Source organism: Neisseria dentiae (assembly GCF_024580525.1).
GTDB lineage: Bacteria > Pseudomonadota > Gammaproteobacteria > Burkholderiales > Neisseriaceae > Neisseria > Neisseria dentiae_A.
In genome coordinates, this window is sequence record NZ_JANIKQ010000004.1 from 1 (window position 1) to 16,274 (window position 16,274).

Annotated in this window: 16 protein-coding genes and 1 tRNA gene; 14 read left to right on the plus strand and 3 right to left on the minus strand. The window is 55.4% G+C overall.

All coding sequences use genetic code 11. The features are described 5' to 3' along the window. Positions 1-247 precede the first annotated feature (247 nt). A tRNA-Leu gene (locus NQ012_RS03605) sits at positions 248-332 on the minus strand. Between the two features lie 399 nt (positions 333-731). Between NQ012_RS03605 and NQ012_RS03610 the strand changes: the two genes are divergently transcribed. The 8 genes from NQ012_RS03610 to hflX all read left to right on the plus strand — a co-directional run bounded on the left by NQ012_RS03610 (position 732) and on the right by hflX (position 8,407). Beyond that, positions 732-1,397: an SCO family protein gene (locus NQ012_RS03610; RefSeq protein WP_257066216.1), complete on the plus strand. Its 666-nt coding sequence runs from the start codon at positions 732-734 to the stop codon at positions 1,395-1,397. A 74-nt stretch (positions 1,398-1,471) separates the two neighbouring features. Beyond that, positions 1,472-2,131, plus strand: coding sequence for an ATP phosphoribosyltransferase (gene hisG / locus NQ012_RS03615; protein WP_257066217.1), 660 nt, complete (start codon positions 1,472-1,474; stop codon positions 2,129-2,131). Positions 2,132-2,157: 26 nt separating this feature from the next. Beyond that, positions 2,158-3,399 carry an NYN domain-containing protein gene (locus NQ012_RS03620; RefSeq protein ID WP_257066218.1) on the plus strand — a complete coding sequence of 414 codons (1,242 nt, stop codon included), beginning with the start codon at positions 2,158-2,160 and terminating at the stop codon, positions 3,397-3,399. A gap of 31 nt (positions 3,400-3,430) precedes the next feature. Then, the gene (locus NQ012_RS03625; RefSeq protein ID WP_257066219.1) at positions 3,431-3,790 is read left to right on the plus strand and encodes an MmcQ/YjbR family DNA-binding protein; all 360 of its coding nucleotides are present in this window, start codon (positions 3,431-3,433) and stop codon (positions 3,788-3,790) included. Between the two features lie 52 nt (positions 3,791-3,842). After that, positions 3,843-5,135, plus strand: coding sequence for a histidinol dehydrogenase (hisD, locus tag NQ012_RS03630; RefSeq protein WP_257066220.1), 1,293 nt, complete (start codon positions 3,843-3,845; stop codon positions 5,133-5,135). 150 nt (positions 5,136-5,285) lie between these two features. Then, positions 5,286-6,344 (plus strand): alanine racemase, encoded by a 1,059-nt coding sequence (gene alr, locus NQ012_RS03635; RefSeq protein ID WP_257066221.1) that lies wholly within the window; start codon positions 5,286-5,288, stop codon positions 6,342-6,344. Between the two features lie 97 nt (positions 6,345-6,441). Continuing rightward, entirely contained in the window at positions 6,442-7,215 is a 774-nt protein-coding gene (locus tag NQ012_RS03640) for a TatD family hydrolase (protein ID WP_257066223.1), read from the plus strand. 100 nt (positions 7,216-7,315) lie between these two features. Next, complete coding sequence (gene hflX, locus NQ012_RS03645) at positions 7,316-8,407, plus strand: GTPase HflX (RefSeq protein WP_306440794.1); 1,092 nt, start codon at positions 7,316-7,318, stop codon at positions 8,405-8,407. 178 nt (positions 8,408-8,585) lie between these two features. Here the strand turns inward: hflX and NQ012_RS03650 are convergent, their stop codons facing one another. Further along, complete coding sequence (locus NQ012_RS03650) at positions 8,586-10,940, minus strand: FimV/HubP family polar landmark protein (protein ID WP_257066226.1); 2,355 nt, start codon at positions 10,938-10,940, stop codon at positions 8,586-8,588. A 288-nt stretch (positions 10,941-11,228) separates the two neighbouring features. On the opposite strand from NQ012_RS03650, the gene NQ012_RS03655 reads away from it, so the two are divergent. From NQ012_RS03655 to NQ012_RS03675, 5 genes are all read left to right on the plus strand, one after another. Further along, positions 11,229-11,762: a septation protein A gene (locus NQ012_RS03655; protein WP_257066227.1), complete on the plus strand. Its 534-nt coding sequence runs from the start codon at positions 11,229-11,231 to the stop codon at positions 11,760-11,762. A 3-nt stretch (positions 11,763-11,765) separates the two neighbouring features. After that, positions 11,766-12,056 carry a YciI family protein gene (locus NQ012_RS03660; protein WP_257066228.1) on the plus strand — a complete coding sequence of 97 codons (291 nt, stop codon included), beginning with the start codon at positions 11,766-11,768 and terminating at the stop codon, positions 12,054-12,056. Further along, positions 12,056-12,325 carry a BolA family protein gene (locus NQ012_RS03665; protein ID WP_257066229.1) on the plus strand — a complete coding sequence of 90 codons (270 nt, stop codon included), beginning with the start codon at positions 12,056-12,058 and terminating at the stop codon, positions 12,323-12,325. Before NQ012_RS03660 ends, NQ012_RS03665 begins: the two co-directional genes overlap by 1 nt. Positions 12,326-12,386: 61 nt before the next feature. Beyond that, entirely contained in the window at positions 12,387-13,262 is an 876-nt protein-coding gene (locus NQ012_RS03670) for a peptidylprolyl isomerase (protein ID WP_257066231.1), read from the plus strand. Positions 13,263-13,283: 21 nt separating this feature from the next. Beyond that, positions 13,284-14,042: a peptidylprolyl isomerase gene (locus NQ012_RS03675; RefSeq protein ID WP_257066380.1), complete on the plus strand. Its 759-nt coding sequence runs from the start codon at positions 13,284-13,286 to the stop codon at positions 14,040-14,042. Between the two features lie 97 nt (positions 14,043-14,139). On the opposite strand, the gene mtrR is transcribed toward NQ012_RS03675, so the two are convergent. Continuing rightward, complete coding sequence (gene mtrR, locus NQ012_RS03680) at positions 14,140-14,784, minus strand: multidrug efflux system transcriptional repressor MtrR (RefSeq protein ID WP_257066232.1); 645 nt, start codon at positions 14,782-14,784, stop codon at positions 14,140-14,142. 223 nt (positions 14,785-15,007) lie between these two features. Between mtrR and NQ012_RS03685 the strand changes: the two genes are divergently transcribed. Next, positions 15,008-16,273 (plus strand): efflux RND transporter periplasmic adaptor subunit, encoded by a 1,266-nt coding sequence (locus NQ012_RS03685; RefSeq protein WP_257066234.1) that lies wholly within the window; start codon positions 15,008-15,010, stop codon positions 16,271-16,273. Position 16,274 lies beyond the last annotated feature (1 nt).

Genomic DNA, 16,274 nt, shown 5'->3' on the forward strand with positions numbered 1-16,274 from the left:
TGTGGTGATGGTTGGTTATCTGCTCGTTTGGCTAAGACACGGATGTTAAAAAATCCCAGGGCGTGTACAGAGGCAGATAACCTGTTTGGTTGCTATGGTACATCGGTTTCAACATACAAGGGCGTGTTTCGGGCCGTCTGAATGAAAAAGCTGCCGTAACTGTGTGTACGGCAGCTTTTTTAACGGGTATTGGGAACGACGGCGGTTGCTTCCGGCAAAAAAACAACCGCTAGAAAGCGGTTTTGTGTGGTGCCCAGGGTCGGACTCGAACCGACACACCTTTCGGCGGGGGATTTTGAGTCCCCTGCGTCTACCAATTTCGCCACCTGGGCAGGTGAAGAGTTGGCTATTATAGTGCCAAAAAAAATCTTGTAAAGCCTTGTGCGGCGGTTTTGCGGGTTATTTTTACAATTGCTTGAAAACAAATAAAATTAAAACCGATCCGGCGTTGTTTGGGTGCGCGGGCGGGAAAATGCGCCGGTTTTGACCTGAAGCAGGCGGTTTCGCAACATAGAAGCCGCCAAACAGGTTAAGATGACACCATAGCGAAAAAACTTTATTGCTCCCGCGGCGTTGCTGCGCCTTAGCTCAAAGAGAACGGTTTTGTAAGCCGCTGAAGCGGCAGCAAAATCGGTTCCGTACTACTCGTACTGCCTGCGGCTTGCTGCCTTGCGGCAAAAATAAGTTTTTCCGCTATTGCCTTTATAAACGGATAATTTTAGGAGCGTGCCATGTTCAAACCTAACCACCGCCGTATTCTGCTTGCCGTTGCGGCCGCGGCCCTGCTGGCGGCCTGCAAGCCTCAGGAGGCCGCCGATCCGGCCGCATCGCAGCCTGCGCCCGAAAAGGCTTCCGCCACGGTGGCGGCGGCGCAGCCGGCGGGTTTTAACGGCACGGATATGCGTAAGGAAGACATAGGCGGCGATTTCACGTTAACCGACGGCGACGGCAAACCGTTCAGCCTGAGTAGCCTGAAAGGCAAAACGGTGATTTTATCGTTCGGCTATACCCATTGCCCCGATGTCTGCCCCACCGAATTGCTCACCTACAACGATGCGCTCAAGCAGCTCGGTGCCGAGGCGGATAAGGTGGCTGTGGTGTTCGCCAGCGTCGATCCCGAGCGCGACACGCCCGAGCTGATCGGCAAATATGCCCGCCAGTTCAACCCTGCCTTTATCGGCCTAACCGCCACCGAAGGCCAGGATTTGCCGCTGATCAAGCAGCAATACCGCGTGGTTTCGGCCAAAGCGCAGCAGCAGTCGGAAAAAGTTTATCTGGTCGACCACACCGCAGGGGCTTATCTGCTTGATAAAAACGGCGAAGTGGCCGTGTTCGAGCCTTACGGCTATACCGCGCAACAGATTGCAGACGATATCCGCATCTTGTTAAAATCTTAGCCGTCTGAATCAGGCCGTCTGAAAAAGATTTCAGACGGCCTGATAACCATCACATCACAATATCCCAGAAAAATATGCAAGAAAACCAATTGACTATCGCCTTGTCGAAAGGCCGCATTTTCGACGAAACCCTGCCGCTTTTGGCCGCCGCAGGCATCACACCCGCAGAAAACCCCGAAAAATCGCGCAAGCTGATTATCGGAACCAACCGCCCCAATATCCGCCTGGTGATTGTGCGTGCCAGCGACGTACCCACTTATGTGCAATACGGCGCGGCCGATTTCGGCATTGCCGGCAAAGACGTGTTGATCGAACACGGCGGCGACGGCCTTTACCAGCCGCTGGATCTGCAAATCGCCAAATGCCGCATGATGGTGGCCGTACCCAAAGGTTTCGATTATGCCGCCGCTTCGCAGCCGGGCAGCCGCCTGCGCGTGGCCACCAAATACCCCGATATCGCCGCCGAACACTTCGCCGCCAAAGGCGTGCATGTGGACATCATCAAACTTTACGGCTCGATGGAACTCGCCCCGCTGGTGGGCTTGAGCGACGCCATCGTCGATTTGGTTTCCACCGGCGGCACGTTGAAAGCCAATAATCTCGAAGCGGTGGAGCATATCTGCGATATTTCCAGCCGTTTGGTGGTGAACAAGGCGGCGCTGAAAGTGAAACACACGCTCATCCAGCCCGTAATCGACGCATTTGCGGGCGCCATCGGCGCAGAGGCCGTCTGAAAAGATAACTAAAAGAAGAACAAACCATGAACATCACCGATAAAAAACTCGCCGTTTTAATCGATGCCGACAACGCCCCCGCCGACATCATCGACCGCCTGTTGGAAGAAATCGCCAAATACGGCATCGCCAGCGTCAAACGCATCTACGGCGACTGGAGCCACGGCCTCAACAAATGGAAAGCCGCGCTGTTGCCGCACGCCATCATTCCCGTGCAGCAGTTTGCCTACACCAAAGGCAAAAACGCCACCGACATGGCGCTGGTCATCGATGCGATGGACCTGCTTTACAGCGGCAATTTCGACGGTTTCTGCATCGTATCCAGCGACAGCGACTTTACCCGTCTGGCCAGCCGCCTGCGCGAAAGCGGCCTCACCGTTTACGGTTTCGGCGAAAAGAAAACCCCCGAAGCTTTCCGCAAAGCCTGCGACAAATTCATCCACACCGAAATTTTCCGCCCCGAAAAAAGCGGCGCCGATAAAAACAAAAGCAGCGGCAAAACCAAGCCCGCCGCCGAAACCGGCTCGTCCGCGCCCGACGCCGCCACGCTCATCAAACGCGCCGTGCGCGAAAATGCCGACGATTTGGGTTGGGCCAACCTCGGCCCCATCGGCAGCTACATCAACAAAATCAACCCCGATTTCGACCCGCGCCTCTACGGTTTCAGCAAACTTTCCGAATTAATCAAATCGTTCGACATCTTCGAATGGCGCACCGACAACAACCAAATCCAAGTGCGCCGCCGCACCGTTGGCGAAAGAAACGGCAGGCCGTCTGAAAACGGGCAGCACGAACCCCGCCAAAACGAAACCGGCGAACCTGCGCGCGGCACCAATAAAGCCGAGCAGCAGAACAACACATCTGCCGCCGCCGAATCTGCCGTGCCTGATGCGGCGCCCGCACAAGGCCGCAAACCCGTCCGCAAAACGCGCGCGCAGCAAACCGAAACGCCGTCTGAAACCGCAGCGGCACACACAACGGACGAAACGGCAGACAACGCCGCCAAACCCAAAAGCAACGGCAAACCCACCTTCACCAAACTGATACCCGTGGTGCAGCAGGCCGTCGATGCCGCGGCAGACGGGAGCGGCTGGGCGCGCTTGGGCGACGTGCTCAAACAGCTCGCCCCGGCCGTCAACCCGCACCAATACGGCTTCGACACCGACCGTGCCCTGATACACGCCATTTACAGCGACTGGCTGGAAATCAAAAAAGCCGGCCGCGGCGAGCGCATACGCGTTAACAAACGGTTTGTGAGCAAAGACTGATGCCGTCTGAAAACCGCAAGGAGTACGCGCAATGAACCGCCGAACCCTGCTCGATTATGCCGCCCGACGCTACCTTACCGTGCCCGAATATCCGTGGCGGAAGTATCCCGATTATGCCGTGCTGCGCCACAGGGGCAGCGGTAAATGGTATGCCGTTTTAATGGATGTGCACGCCGCCAAACTCGGCTTGACAGGCAGCGGAAATGTGCCGTTGGCCAATATCAAAGCCGCCCCCGATTTGGTGCAGCTCCTGCGCGTGCAGATGGGTTTTCTGCCCGCCTACCACATGAACAAAACGCACTGGCTGAGCGTGCGGCTCGACGGTTCGGTAAACGAAGCCACTGTCAAAGCCTTGCTGGACGGCAGCTTCGCATTGACACAGGCCGTCTGAACAACCGGGCCGCCACGCATTCCGAATGGCAAAAAAACGAAAGACCGAAACCATGAAACACCTCAACACCCAATCCCCCGATTTCCAAGCCGAACTCAAAGCGCTGCTGGCTTTCGAAACCGCGCAAGACCCGAAAATCGACCAAATCGTGGCCGATATCTGCGCTGATGTGCATAAGCGCGGCGATGTGGCCGTGATCGAATACACCAACCGTTTCGACGGCACGGCGGCGCAAAGCATCAATGATTTAACCCTTAGCCAAACCGACTTGCAAAACGCGTTCGAGCGTTTGCCCGAAAACGTGCAAAGTGCGCTGAAAACCGCCGCCGCACGCGTGGAAAGCTACCACCAACGCCAAAAACTGGAGTCGTGGACATACACCGACGAAGACGGCACGCTCTTGGGCCAGCAAATCACCCCGCTCGACCGCGTCGGCATTTATGTGCCCGGCGGCAAAGCGGCTTACCCCAGCTCGGTGATTATGAACGCCATGCCCGCGCACGTGGCCGGCGTGAAAGAAATCATCATGGTGGTGCCGACCCCGAAAGGCGAGCGCAACGACATCGTGCTGGCGGCGGCTTATGTGGCGGGCGTAACCAAAGTGTTTACCGTCGGCGGTGCGCAAGCCGTGGCCGCGCTGGCTTACGGCACCGAAACCGTGCCGCAGGTCGATAAAATCACCGGCCCCGGCAATGCTTTTGTCGCCGCCGCCAAACGCCGCGTGTTCGGCGTAGTGGGCATCGACATGGTGGCCGGGCCGTCTGAAATTCTGGTGATTGCCGACGGCAGCACGCCCGCCGATTGGGTGGCGATGGATTTGTTCAGCCAGGCCGAACACGACGAAATCGCCCAAGCCATTCTGATTGCCACTTCGCAAACGTATTTAAACGAAGTTCAGACGGCCATGGACAAACTGATTGAAGAAATGCCCCGCCGCGACATCATCGAAGCCTCACTGGGCAACCGCGGTGCGTTTGTGTTGGCGAAAGATTTGGACGAAGCCTGCGAAATCGCCAACTATATTGCGCCCGAACATTTGGAATTGTCGGTGGAAAACGCCGATCAATGGGCGAAGAAAATCCGTCATGCCGGCGCGATTTTCATGGGCAGATACACCAGCGAGAGCTTGGGCGACTATTGCGCCGGCCCCAACCATGTGCTGCCCACCAGCCGCACCGCCCGTTTCTCGTCGCCCTTGGGTACTTACGATTTCCAAAAACGCTCGAGCCTGATTCAGGTATCCGAAGCGGGCGCGCAAAAACTGGGCAAAATCGCCAGCGTTTTGGCGCACGGCGAAATGCTCACCGCCCATGCGCGCGCGGCGGAATTCCGTTTGAAAGATTAACGTTTCGGCTTCGGTATAGACATATATTTAAAAACCGACCCAATCGGCCTATAATCCGTTGTTTCAAACAACAGGCCGTCTGAAAAGCGCCGTTTTCAGACGGCCTTTAACCAATGCCTGCCAACCCTGCCGTAAAGGATATTCTGAAAAATGCGTCCGCTAAATGCCCAAATCCGCCTTGAAAACCTGCGCCACAATTATCAAACCTTAAAAAACATCCACGGCGGCAAACTGTTGGCGGTGGTGAAAGCCGATGCCTACGGCCACGGTGCGGTGCGGTGCGCGCACGCGTTGGCGGATTTGGCCGACGGTTTTGCCGTGGCAAGCGTGGAGGAGGCGGTGCAATTGCGGGAACACGGCATCGAAAACCCGATTTTGCTGTTGGAAGGCGTGTTTGAAGCCAAAGAGTACGAACAGGTCGACCGCCACCGCTTGTGGCCTGCCGTGTGCAGCCAATGGCAGCTTGAAGCGCTGCTGCACCACTCATGGCAGCACCCCGTGAAAGTATGGCTGAAAATGGATTCGGGGATGCACCGCGCCGGCTTCTTCCCGCATAACTACGCCGCCGCCTATACGGCGTTGAAGCAAAACCAAAATGTTGATAGCATTGTGAAATTCAGCCACTTCGCCTGCGCCGACGAAGCCGACAACGCTATGACTGAAATGCAGCTTGAGGCGTTTGATTTGGGCTGCGAGGGTTTGGCGGGCGAAGAGAGCCTGGCCAATTCCGCCGCCATGCTGCGCTATCCCGCCGCCCGCCGCGATTGGGGCAGGGCGGGCATCGCGCTTTACGGCGCCTGCCCGTTCGGCCACACCGACAGCCGTTTGAAACCTGTGATGCGCCTGAGCACGCGCGTGTTTGGCGAGCGGGTGTTGCAGCCGCATTCGCCGGTGGGCTACGGTGCGGCGTTCTACACCAAAAAGTCCACCCGTGTGGGTCTGATTGCCTGCGGCTATGCCGACGGCTACCCGCGCCATGCCCCCAACGGCACGCCCGTTGCCATCGGCAGCCACCGCAGCCAGCTTATCGGCCGCGTGTCGATGGATATGATGACGGTGGAGCTTGATGTGTCGCACGAAGGCATAGGCAACGAAGTCGAGCTGTGGGGCGATGTGGTGAATGTGAACGAAGTGGCTAAAGCCGCCGGCACCATTGCCTACGAACTGCTCTGCCATGTGAAACGGGCGAAGTTTACTTATTACGAATAACCGGATGCGCCGAAGGCCGTCTGAAAGCCCGCACTGTTCCGGCAGCAGCTCCGTTTTTTCAGACGGCCTCGGTGCTTTATAGTTTCTAAACAATATCATGTATTTAGTTGATTCCCACTGCCACCTTAATTTCGACGGCCTAAGCAGCCGCCTGCCCGAAGTGTTTGCCAATATGGCTGAAAATCAGGTCAGGCAGGCGTTGGCGATCAGCGTGAGCCGGCAGAGTTTCGCCGAAGTGCTGGCGATTGCCGAGGCCAACGACCATATTTTCGCCACCGTGGGCGTGCACCCCGACCGGGAAGACGCCGAAGAGTTTACGGTGGAAGAATTGGCGCGCCATGCGCAACACCCGAAAGTGGTGGGCATAGGCGAAACCGGCTTGGATTACCACTGGTGCAAAGGTGATTTGGCGTGGCAGCACCAGCGTTTTGTCTGCCATATCCTTGCCGCCAACCAAAGCGGGCTGCCGCTGGTGGTACACACCCGTGATGCGGCTGCCGACACCATGCGCCTGTTGCGCGAGCATCAGGCGCACGCGGGCGTTATCCATTGTTTCACCGAAAACGTGGAAGTGGCCAAAGCCGCGCTGGATTTGGGCTTTTATATTTCGTTTTCCGGCATCGTTACCTTTAAAAACGCCCCCGATATTCAGGCGGCGGCAAAATATGTGCCTGCCGACCGCATACTGGTGGAAACCGATGCGCCTTTTCTCGCTCCCGTGCCCAAACGCGGCAAGCCCAACGAACCGGCTTATGTGAAATACACCGCCGATTTTGTGGCGCAGTTGTGTGGTGAAACACCGGAGCGCATCGCCGAAACCACCACCGAGAATTTTTACCGGCTGTTTAACAAAGTGCCGCGAGCGCAATAGGCTTCAGGCCGTCTGAAAAAAACCGACCAACGGAGCCAGCACCGTGAGCAAACCCACCCTGTTCCAAATCGACAAATCCCTTGAAAAGCCCGAGCGCGTGATGCTGGCGGGCGTGATGCTCAGCGCCGACTATACCGGCGCCAACGAGTTGCGCGAGCAGGCGTTTCAGGCGGCTTTAAACGAGGCGGCCGAATTGGTGCGGGCAGCAGGCGGCGACTTGGTGCGTACCGAAACCGCCAAGCGCGACAAAGCGCACACCGCTTTATTTGTGGGCACCGGCAAGGCGGAAGAGCTGGCCGAAACCGTGCGGCAGCATAATATCGACCTGGTGGTGTTCAACCACGAACTCAGCCCCACGCAGGAGCGCAATCTGGAGCGGGTGCTGCAATGCCGCGTGCTCGACCGCGTCGGCCTGATTCTGGCGATTTTCGCCAAACGCGCGCAGTCGCAAGAGGGTAAATTGCAGGTAGAGCTGGCGCAGCTCAGCCACCTGAGCGGGCGCCTGGTGCGCGGCTACGGCCATCTGCAAAGCCAGAAAGGCGGTATCGGTTTGAAAGGGCCGGGCGAAACCCAGCTCGAAACCGACCGCCGCCTCATCAACCAAAAAATCACCGCGCTGAAAAAGCAATTGCACAATGTGCAGAAACAGCGCGCCACCCGCCGCAAAGCGCGTATGCAGGGCAATATCAAAACTTTTTCGCTGGTGGGTTATACCAATGCCGGAAAATCCAGCCTGTTCAACCGTTTAACCAAAGCAGACGTGTTGGCGAAAGACCAGCTTTTCGCCACGCTCGACACCACTGCCCGCCGCCTGTATCTCAACCATCAAACCAGCGTGATTCTTACCGATACGGTAGGTTTCGTGCGCGATTTGCCGCACAAGCTGGTGTCGGCTTTTTCGGCCACGCTTGAAGAAACCGCATTGGCCGATGTGCTTTTGCACGTTGTCGATGCCGCCCACCCCGATTTCGAACGGCAGATGGACGATGTGAATGCTGTGCTCGAAGAAATCGGCGCCCACGAAGTGCCGCAGCTGGTGGTATACAACAAAATCGACCTGCTGCCCGACAACAAACGCCCTGCCGGCGTATTGCGCGACACGCAGGGCAGGGCGGTGGCGGTAAATGTTTCGGTTACCGGAAACTTGGGTTTGGACGCATTACGTGCGGCTATGATCGAACGGGCAGGGTAGGTGATGTAGGTTGGATAGAAAATCGGGAGGGTATTTGTATGGTGAATTAAATCTAACGATATAAGACGGCTAGCCGCCTTGTATCGAAGTAAGTGGATTCACTATATAGTCTTTTTTAGCCATAAGCCTAAACTAAAAATGCCGTCTTTTCAGACGGCATTTATTGTAGAAATCGAGATTATTTATCCAACTCGGCAAGCATGGCTTTGGTTTTTTCCAAAATCGTACCGCTGGATTCTTCCAGCAACTCTTGCAGGGTTTCTCTTGCTGCTTCGGGGTCGCCGATTTCAACATACATTTGCGCCAGTTCGTATTTGGCTTCCAGCGGAGCGGTCATGCCCACGGATTCGGAGATAAAGCCGTCGTCGCTGCGCGAATCGCCCTCAACGTTGATGCTTTCCCATTCGATGGTTTCCGCATCATCGGTAGGGAGGTTAACCGTGGCGCCGAAATCTTCGCCGTCTTGGAAGGCAAAACCGTCGTCTTGCGGGGTGGCCGCAGTCCAAGCGGATTCGGTTGTTGCTTCGATTGCGGCATGATCTTCTGCCGGTGTGGTTTCGATTGCGGCAACAGCTGATGTATCGGCATCTTCTGCAATTTCAACGGCAAGAGAGGATTGATCGGTAACGGTTTCGGCCGTTGCCGCATCGGTTTCGGCGGTAAACGATAACGTGTCGATTTCAACCGTTTCTGCTACGGATTCCGGAGCAGTTGTGGGTTCGATTTGCACCAAAGACGGTTCTTCAGCCTGCTCTTTGTCATCAGGGGCGGCTTGGCCGGTAACGGCATCAACAGCGGCCTGTTCGGTGTAAAACTCAAGCGGGGCATCGTCGAAGGTGGCTTTGGCGGAATCGGCCGGTTCGGATTCTGCTATTACGGTGGTTTCTTGGTTTGAATCCGCATCTTCATCTGCGTTGAATTCAACGGCTACATGTTGGAATTCATTTTCGGTTTCAGGCTCGTAAACGCTTTCGGTCGATTCGATGTTATCCCAATCGGCATGTTCGCGTTTTTGAGTTTCTTCGTCTTGAGTCAGTGCGCCGGATACGATGCCGCCTTGTTCGCCGTCAATCGAACCCAAATCCAAATTGAAGTTGCCTTCGGTTTTTTCTACGGGAGCGGCTTCGGCTTCGCTGAAGAAAATATCGTCGAAGTCGTCTTCCATATCCAAACCGTCATCTTCGGTTTTGGTTGCGGCTACTGTAGCAGCGGCGGCGGCCGTAACCGTAGCGGCTGCTGCTGTTGTGCCCGCGGATGATTTGGCTTCGCCGCTCGGATAGGCCACAGGCTGATGTGTGCGGATTTCTGTTTCGGGTGTGGGTTCAAGCGTTTCGTATTCGTCGTCTGAATCGGTATCGGTGTCTTTGACGATGATTTCCTTGCTGCCCTCGGTTACGCCTTCGACGGCAGCCTTTTTCTTACCTGCCAGTTTCAACAGCAGCCATAAGGCGATGGCGCCTAAGCCTGCAAACAGCAGCCAACGCCATAAACCGCTGCTTTCTTCAGAGGCGGGCTGGGCAGGTTGCGCCGTTGCTGCAGGAGAGGAAGTAGCGGCGGCAGGTTCGGAGGCCGTGCTGCTGGCAGCGGCAGTCGCCGGCTCCGATGCTTGGGGAGCTGCGGATGCTGCGGCCGTTGTTGTGTCCGTTACGGGAGCGGAAGCCGGGGCGGCGGTTTCGGCGGGTGCAGAAGCGGCGGTGTCAGGCTGCGATGCTTGGGCGGCTTGCTCTTGTGCGGCAGGGACGGGTTGCTTGGCCAGGCGTTTCAATTCTTCCGAAGAAGGAATGTTCAATACGCGGCCGGCAAGAATTTGGTTGGCATTACGGGTTGGGAAGATTTCCGGGTTGGCCGTCATGATGGCGGCGATGGTTTCGCGTAGGCTCAAACCGGACGGGCGGATTTGGTTGGCGATGGAGGTGAGTGTTTCGCCTCGGCTGACTTTATAGTTGCCGCGAGGCGGCTCGGATTTGCGCTCGGCAGCAGTTTGCTCGCGCAATTTTTCGCGTGCGGCCGCGGCAGCTTTCTGCTGCTCTTTGCGGGCCTGCTGTTCTTGTGCTTTTTTGGCTTTCAGTTTGGCCCGTGCGGCGGCGGATTGTTGTGTTTCTGCGCGGATGCCGGTTTCATCGGTTTGGGCCGGTGCCGTTTGGGTGCGGCTTTCCGGCTGCGTGCCGGCGGAGCTGCTGCTTTCGGCAGGGTAGTCGGCGGGGTCGATAATGGCGGTGTATTGGCGCGATTGCGAGCCTACGCCTACTTGGAATACTAAAACGGGGTCGTTTACCGGTGCGTTGGAGCGGATGTTGATAACGGCGTTATTGCCGGATTTTCTAACGCTGGCGCGCAGGCTGCCGTCTGAAAGCGAGGCGTTGCCGCCGTTCAGCAGAATCCGGGCTTCTTCCCCAGTTACCGTTACTGTGCCGGAAAACGGCTCGCCGAGATTGGATTGAACGTTCAAGCCGCCTAGGCCGCCAACTGCCGAAAATGACGTTGTCAGCGCGAGAGAGGCGGCAATCAGTTTGATTTTGTGATTGTTTTTCAAATTATGTCCCCTGTTCGAGTTTGCAGCTAGGCTGCCTGTAATATATAGACAGCATGATATATGCTAACCGCCTACTCTGCCAAGTAAAATTGCTAATTTATGTAAACAATAAACCAGAGTTTGCAACTTTATAACCACTTTCTGTTGCGCATGGGGGAAAATCCGATAATCGGCCTGTTTTTCAGACGGCCTGTCGGTTTATTGTTACCATTGACATAAGTAATGCAAAAGAGTTCATCTGCCTGTATCATTGCACATTGTTTTTACCTTGGATTTGTTCGGCAAGATATGAAAATTTTAAGCGACTTAATCGCTGTGATTCTGTTTTTCGCCACCTATACGCTCACCAAAAATATCGTGTGGGCGACGGCGGTTGCTTTGGTGGTGGGCGTGTTGCAGGCCGGGTTTGCCTGGTTGAAGCATAAAAAGCTCGATACGATGCAATGGGTGGGCTTGGTTTTGATTGTGGTGTTCGGCGGGGCGACGATTCTGCTACGTGATCCGCGTTTCATTATGTGGAAGCCCACTTTGCTGTTTTGGGCGGGGGCGTTGGCTTTGTGCTTGGGGCAGTTTTGGGGTAAAAACGGCTTAAAGGCCGTGATGGGCAAGGAATTGGAGCTTGACGAGCAGGTTTGGCGCCGGCTGACTTGGATTTGGGTGGCTTTTTTGGTGTTTATGGGTATTGCCAATATCGCGGTTGCCTATATGTTTACCGAAGCACAATGGGTTAACTACAAACTGTTCGGCTCAACCGGGCTGATGGTTGTTTTCGTTATCGGGCAGGGTATGTATTTGAGCCGTTACCTGCCTCAGGAGGACTGATTTATGGAATATTATATGTTGCTGGCCACCGACGGCGAAGGGGTGCACGATGCGCGTATGGCCGCACGCCCCGAGCATTTGAAACGTTTGGAAGCCTTGCAGGCCGAAGGCCGTTTGCTTACGGCAGGCCCCAACTCTCTGCCGGATAACCCCGATCGGGTGTCGGGCAGTCTGATTATCGCCAAGTTTGCGTCGTTGGACGATGCCCAGGCATGGGCGGAGCAGGATCCCTATGTGGTAGCGGGCGTGTATGAAGAAATTCTGATCAAACCGTTTAAGGCCGTGTTTAAATAATGGATATGCAGGCGATTATCGAAGGCCGTCTGAAACCGTTGGGCTTGCAATTGTGCGAGTTCCACGACGACAGCCATCTGCACGCCGGCCATGCGGGCAACAGGGGCGGCGGCCATTATGCTGTTGTAGTGGTGGGCGAAGTGTTTGCCGGCGTGGGCAGGGTCAATCGTCAGCGCATGGTTAAAGATTCGTTGCAGGATTTGTTTTCAGACGGCCTGATACATGCCTTAAGTATCAAAGCGGTTACGCCCGAAGAATATTTCCGTTAAGCCGGTTCGGCTGATACGGATTAACGTTTAATTTTGATTTCCGATAAATCAGAGAGCAACCATGAAAAAATCTTATATTGCATCTGCCGCAGCGTTGTTGGTGGTGTCCGGCAGCTTGATGGCGCAAACCATCGTAACGGTGAACGGTGCGAAAATCGACAGCAAAGACATCGACTACCAAGTGAAGCTGCTGCAAAGCCAAAACCCGCAGGTTCAAGACGGCCCGATGCTGCGCCGCAACCTGACCGAACGCCAAGTAACCATGACTTTGGTGGCGCAGGAGGCGAAGCGGTTGAAGCTGGAGCAGTCTGCCGAATACAAACAGGCGCTGGAGCAGGCGCGCGCGGCGGCAAAGCAGAGCGGGGATGACAAGAAACCCGGTTTTCCGCAGCAGTGGTCGGCATTTGAAACCGCCCTGCAAAATCAGGCTTATATCGCTCATGTGTTGCGCAGCAACCCCGTTACCGAAAACGACGTGAAAAAAGCCTACGGTGATTTCAGCAAGTTTTACCAGGGCAGCCATGAAGTGCAGTTGGGTGAAATCTTAACCCGCAATGCGGCGGACGCTCAAAAAGCCATTGCCGATTTAAAAGCCAAAAAAGACTTCAAATCCGTTGCCAAACAATATACGGCCGACCCGCGCGGCAAACAGACCGGCGGCCTGAATGCCGCTTATGTGAACTTGAAAGATTTGGAACAGGGCGCGCCCGCCGTTTATGCCGTTGTGAAAAACCTGAATAAGGGCGGATACACCACCACACCGCTGGAAGACGGCAACGGTTTGTATGGCGTGTTTTATATTAACGACAAGCGTGCCGCCAAAGTGCCGACTTATGAAGCCGCGAAAAACGGCATTGCGCAAGAATTGCAGGCGGCCCGGGTGGACGGTGCGATTGAGTCGCTTTACCGCAAAGCCAAAATACAAAACGCCAAATAAGCAGTTGGAGAGAATGCCATGATGAAACACAAATACACTACCTTGGCGGCTGCGGCCGTGTTGGCGGCTGCCGGTTTGGCCGTGGCCAAAGCACCTGAAATCGACCGCGGGCGTATCGACAGCATGGTTGCCCAAGTATTGCAGCAGGCGGACAACACGCCCGGTACGCAGCGCCCCGACGGCGCGGCGATACGCAAAAACGTGATTTTGCAGCTGCAAACCGCAGAGGTGTTGAAAAATGAAGCATTCAAGGCGGGTTTGAACAAAGATGTCGAAGTGCAGAACCAGTTTAAAAACGTAGAGGCGCAGTTTTACGCCATGCAGTATGCGCTTTATTTGGAGCGGAACACCGAAGTCAGCGAGGCGGAATTGCGTGCGGGTTACGACAGACAGACCCGTGTGGTGAAGTTGCAGCAGGTGCATTTCCCCTCTGCCGAAGAAGCGCGCAAGGCTCAGGAACTGCTGCTGAAAGGTTTGTCGTTCGACGAATTGATGAAACGCTATCCCAACCCCGAACAAGCGCTTGCCGACTTTATCTCGCCCCAGCAGCTGCCGCCCGTAATGGCACAGCTGGTTGACGGCATGACGCGCGGCCAAGTTACCCGCGAACCGGTGGAGATGGACGGAAAATTCTATCTGTTTAAGCTGGCCGCTTCCGAGCGCAACCCGGAAGCGCCGCCGTTCGAGCAGGTGAAACCTTTCCTGACGCAGCAGGTTAAGCAGCAGAAAGTTCAGGAGCAAATCGAAAAAATCTTGAAAGACAACGGCGTCGGCGGTTAAATACCGTGGCTGTTGTTCGAGGCCGTCTGAAACTTTGTTTTCAGACGGCCTTAAGTATTTTTGAAAAGGTCTCGGGCTTTGAAAGTAGGTGAAACGGTTAAGCGGCGGCTTGCGGTTTGCGCAGGGTGGGGCAGTGTTTGAGACTGCCGAGTATGGTTTGTACGAAACGCGGGCCGTTTTCTTTTAAGTTGACCCGTTCGGGGTTGACCAGCCATTGGTGAATCAGACCGTGAATCGCCGATTTCAAATAAAGCCGGGCAAGCGCGGTGTCTAAGTCGGCAGGCAGCGATTCTTGTTTGATGCATTGTTTCAATACGGCATCGAGCAGTTCGTGCCACATATTTTCATATTTGTCGATAACGGCGGTAATAGCCTGGTTTTGCTCGGTACGCTCGCATTTTAAATGCAGCACGCTGCTGAATTTATAGTGTGCGGGGTCGTTTTCCATGCGGTGAAACATATTGGTGAGGCTGATGTGCATGGTTTCCCACATATCGGCGGCATCATCATTCAAATCTGCCTCCAGACGGCCTGCGATTTCGTCGCACAGGCGTTGGAAGAGGGCGTCGAACAAGTCTTCTTTGTTTTTGAAGTGCCAATAGAAAGCCCCCCGCGTTACGCCGGCGTTTTGGGCGATTTCGTTGAGCGAGGCGCGGGAAACGCCTTTTTGATAAAAGGTGTCTAACGCGGCCAGCATCAGGTGTTCGCGCGTTTTCAGGGCTTCGGCTTTGGTTTTTCGCATGGTTTGTGTTACGGGTTATTTTTTGTAAAAAAGTTTCACGATTATAAGAAATAACTTTTTAACATGCAAGTGTGTATGTATAATGGCGGATTATTTTATTATGCCTGTATTGCGTGATACGGGGCGGGCTGGTTGGTTTTTGCCGGCGGCCGAAGATAAATCTGCATGGTTTGGGCCATGTAAGATATGTAAGGAAATTACATTTTCATAGAAAGATCGAATCATGACATATTACTCTTCTAAAACATTGCGCTTGGCGGCTGTGGCCGCTGCCACGCTGCTGGCACTGTCTGCCTGCGGCAAGAGTGAAGAATCAGCCCAACAGGGCAAAGGGGGCGCGGCGGGTCAGCAGGCGCCCGCGCCCGTGGTGGGCGTGGTTACCGTGCAGCCGCAGTCGGTAACCATCAGCACCGATCTGCCCGGCCGTTTGGAGTCGCGCCGCTCGGCCGATATTCTGCCGCAAGTGAGCGGCATCATTAAAAAACGCCTGTTTCAAGAGGGCAGCTATGTGAAAGCCGGCCAGGCACTCTATCAGTTGGACGACGCTACTTATATCGCTTCTTTGGAAAGCGCCCGCGCCGAGCTGGCTTCCGCGCAGGCAACGTTGGCTAAGGCCAATGCCGATTTGGCGCGCTACAAGCCTTTGGTGGCCGCCGATGCCATCAGCAAGCAGGAATACGATGCCGCCGTGCAGTCGAAACGCTCGGGCGAGGCAGCGGTGAAAGCGGCTCAGGCGGCCATCCGTTCGGCCCAAATCAATGTGGACCGCTCGCGCATCAGTGCGCCGATTTCCGGTTATATCGGCCAATCTTATGTTTCGGAAGGTGCGTTGGTTAGCTCGGGCAGTAGCACCAAACTGGCTACGATTCAGCAAACCAACCCCATGTATGTGAACCTCACCCAATCCGCAACCGAAGCCATGCAGCTGCGCCAAGACATTGCCGACGGCAAAATGAAGGCGGTAAACGGTGCGGTGGAAGTGGACATCAAACTGGAAAACGGTAAAACCTACGCCCACAAAGGCCGCCTGCTGTTCGCCGACCCGACGGTTAATGAAACCACCGGCCAAGTAACCCTGCGCGCAGAAGTGCCCAATCCCGATAACATTCTGCTGCCGAATTTATATGTGCGCGTGAGCCTGCCGCAGGCCGATATGGATGATGTGTTCGTGGTGCCGCAACAGGCGGTAACGCGCGGCAAGCAAGATACGGTGATGATTGTGAACGCCCAAGGCGGTATGGAACCGCGCGTGGTAACGGTGATGCAGCAATACGGCAGCAACTGGATTATTTCAGACGGCCTCAAGGCGGGCGACAAAGTGATTGTGGACGGTACGTCTATCGCCGGCATGATGCAGGCGAAAAAAGTAACGCCTAAAGAATGGACGCCGCCTTCGACCCAAGCTTCGCAAGCCTCCGCACAGGGTGCCTCGGCCGTTCAGACGGCCTCTGAAGCCAAACCTGCCGCCGCTTCCGGTGAGAAAAAATAAG

Coding starts and splice junctions, on each gene's coding strand:
- NQ012_RS03685 (WP_257066234.1), top strand. CDS start 15,008: ATGACATATTACTCTTCTAAAACATTGCGCTTGGCGGCTGTGGCCGCT.
- NQ012_RS03655 (WP_257066227.1), top strand. CDS start 11,229: ATGAAAATTTTAAGCGACTTAATCGCTGTGATTCTGTTTTTCGCCACC.
- hisG (WP_257066217.1), top strand. CDS start 1,472: ATGCAAGAAAACCAATTGACTATCGCCTTGTCGAAAGGCCGCATTTTC.
- NQ012_RS03640 (WP_257066223.1), top strand. CDS start 6,442: ATGTATTTAGTTGATTCCCACTGCCACCTTAATTTCGACGGCCTAAGC.
- NQ012_RS03660 (WP_257066228.1), top strand. CDS start 11,766: ATGGAATATTATATGTTGCTGGCCACCGACGGCGAAGGGGTGCACGAT.
- alr (WP_257066221.1), top strand. CDS start 5,286: ATGCGTCCGCTAAATGCCCAAATCCGCCTTGAAAACCTGCGCCACAAT.
- NQ012_RS03625 (WP_257066219.1), top strand. CDS start 3,431: ATGAACCGCCGAACCCTGCTCGATTATGCCGCCCGACGCTACCTTACC.
- NQ012_RS03665 (WP_257066229.1), top strand. CDS start 12,056: ATGGATATGCAGGCGATTATCGAAGGCCGTCTGAAACCGTTGGGCTTG.
- NQ012_RS03670 (WP_257066231.1), top strand. CDS start 12,387: ATGAAAAAATCTTATATTGCATCTGCCGCAGCGTTGTTGGTGGTGTCC.
- NQ012_RS03620 (WP_257066218.1), top strand. CDS start 2,158: ATGAACATCACCGATAAAAAACTCGCCGTTTTAATCGATGCCGACAAC.
- NQ012_RS03675 (WP_257066380.1), top strand. CDS start 13,284: ATGAAACACAAATACACTACCTTGGCGGCTGCGGCCGTGTTGGCGGCT.
- NQ012_RS03610 (WP_257066216.1), top strand. CDS start 732: ATGTTCAAACCTAACCACCGCCGTATTCTGCTTGCCGTTGCGGCCGCG.
- hflX (WP_306440794.1), top strand. CDS start 7,316: ATGCTGGCGGGCGTGATGCTCAGCGCCGACTATACCGGCGCCAACGAG.
- hisD (WP_257066220.1), top strand. CDS start 3,843: ATGAAACACCTCAACACCCAATCCCCCGATTTCCAAGCCGAACTCAAA.
- mtrR (WP_257066232.1), bottom strand. CDS start 14,784: ATGCGAAAAACCAAAGCCGAAGCCCTGAAAACGCGCGAACACCTGATG.